Origin of the sequence: Pseudomonas taeanensis MS-3 (assembly GCF_000498575.2) — a bacterium.
Lineage (GTDB): Bacteria > Pseudomonadota > Gammaproteobacteria > Pseudomonadales > Pseudomonadaceae > Aquipseudomonas > Aquipseudomonas taeanensis.
The window spans coordinates 1-2,092 of the sequence record NZ_AWSQ01000016.1 but is presented as its reverse complement, the minus strand read 5'-3'; the positions used below and the strand labels follow the sequence as shown (position 1 = coordinate 2,092).

At 59.8% G+C, this 2,092-nt stretch carries 2 protein-coding genes; both read right to left on the bottom strand.

Translation table 11 applies throughout. From position 1 onward, the window contains the following. Nucleotides 1-65: 65 nt before the first annotated feature. Nucleotides 66-1,610, bottom strand: a complete 1,545-nt coding sequence (gene tnpC / locus TMS3_RS24330; protein WP_025167096.1) for an IS66 family transposase — start codon at nucleotides 1,608-1,610, stop codon at nucleotides 66-68. Nucleotides 1,611-1,628: 18 nt separating this feature from the next. Then, nucleotides 1,629-1,988, bottom strand: a complete 360-nt coding sequence (tnpB, locus tag TMS3_RS24325; RefSeq protein WP_020798857.1) for an IS66 family insertion sequence element accessory protein TnpB — start codon at nucleotides 1,986-1,988, stop codon at nucleotides 1,629-1,631. Between the last annotated feature and the right edge of the window lie 104 nt (nucleotides 1,989-2,092).

The window sequence follows — 2,092 nt, the reverse complement described above, 5'->3', positions numbered from 1 at the left end:
GTCTGCTGCCATTTGGATCGAAAGCGCTCCATAAACCCCACCTACCCAGTTCAGGCAGTTTGGTTTTAAATCGCCTTCAGGTTCCAGGGCAGTAGCGCTTCATAGTCCTCAACGGTAGTGGCTTGGGGCAGGCGCTCGAGGATATGGCACAGCCAGGCATAAGGCTCCTGACCGTTGGCTTTGGCGGTTTCCACCAGGCTGTAGAGCTGCGCGCTGGCTGTCGCGCCCTTCGGCGTGTCGCTGAACAGCCAGTTCTTGCGGCCGATGACGAAGGGCCGGATGGCCCGCTCGGCAGCGTTGTTGTCGATCGGCAGGTGTCCGGCCTCGATGTAGCGTTCAAGCCGGCTCCAGTTGCTCGCCAGGTAGTTCACCGCTTTGCCCAGGGCATTCTGCGCCGTGACCTGCGGCTGGGTTTTTTCCAACCAGGCTTTGAGTTGGGCAAGCAACGGCAGGCTGTGCTGCTGACGACCGTGGTGGCGTTGTTCATCGCTGACATCCTTGAGTTCGCGCTCGATGCCGTAGAGTTTGTTGATCATCCCCAACGCGATGTCGGCGCGTCCGGTTTTGCCCTTCGGTTGCACCTTTTGCGCTTCGACGAATTTGCGCCGTGCATGCGCCCAGCAGGCCAGACGTTCAACACCCGACTGTGCGGCCACGGCGTTGTAGCCGGCGTAGTCGTCGGTCATCAAATAACCGCGATAGCCGGCAAGCAGGCGCAGTGGTACCTCCTGCGCACGGCTGGCGGTGTACTCGAAGAGGATCACCGGCTTGTTCGGCGGGCCGCCGGTTTGCACCCACATCCAGGAGTGGCTGCTCGGGTCTCGGTTGGGTTCTTTCAGCACCTGCACACGGGTTTCATCGCAATGGATCACCGGGCTGTCCAGCAGCTTGTCGCGCATCAGGTTGAGCAACGGTTGCAGCAGTTCGCCGCACTGGATCACCCAACGCGCCAGGGTCTGGCGGGGGATGTCGATGCCATGGCGGCTCAGAACCGTCTCGAAGCGATACAGCGGCAGGCCGTCCGCATACTTGGTGGTCAGCAGCATGGCCAAGACGCTGGGGCTGGCCAGGCTTTTCTCGATTAACTGCGCCGGCTTATCGGCGGTGACCGGCGCGCGTTCGCAGCCCTTGCAAGCGTAGGTTTTGCGGATGTGTTTGATCACCCGGATCTGCATCGGGATGATCTCCAGCTGTTCGCTGGTTTCCTCACCCATGACGTGTTTGCGGCAACCGCATTCGCAGGTCAGTTCGTGCTCGGGCAACTCGTGAATGACTTCGATGCGAGGCAGTTCGGCCGGCAGTGACTGGCGCTTGCCACGCGGTTTGCTGACGGCGACAGGGCGCAGTTCGACCGTTTCGACGTCGTCCTGACCATCGCCATTGGGCTGCTCGGCCAGCACCTCGGCCTCGTTGAGCAAGGGCAATTGCGGCGACTCGGGATCGCTGGTCTGCTCGGACTTGCGGCCAAACAGGCGATCACGCAGCAAGGCAACCTGCTCTTGCAGTTGCGTGATCTTGCCCAGATTCGACTGACGCTCCAGCAGCACGTCAGACAGCAGCTGCTTGAGCGTTTCGGGGTCGTCAGGAAGGGTTTCGGGCACGGAAATCATGCCGTGGATTATACCGGTTCAGGTCACGAAACGCGGCGTCAAAACCTGATGCGGGCGGTTGCGCCACAGGTCAAAACCATCCAGCAGCCAGTTCAATTCCTGGACCGTCAGCACGATGGCTTCGTCTTGATCGTCAGGCGATGTTTTGAATCGCTCGGCATCAAGGCGCTTGAGCCACAGACAGAAGCCATTGCGCTCCCAGTACAAGATCTTCACCCGGTTACGCGACTTGTTGAGGAACACGAACAGCACCGGATCGAACACCGCCACCTTGATATCCAGCTCCACCAGGGCAGCCAAGCCGTCGATGGATTTTCGGAAATCCACCGGCTTGGGGTAGAGATAGACTTTTTCGACTTTGGCGTCGGGGCGCATCATGGCGGCTGGCTCCAGAAAGAAATTGGAGCACAGCATTGGCTGGCCTGCGGATCATTTGAAGATGGGGTTTATGGAGCGCTTTCTTTGGATCGACATGGATAGAT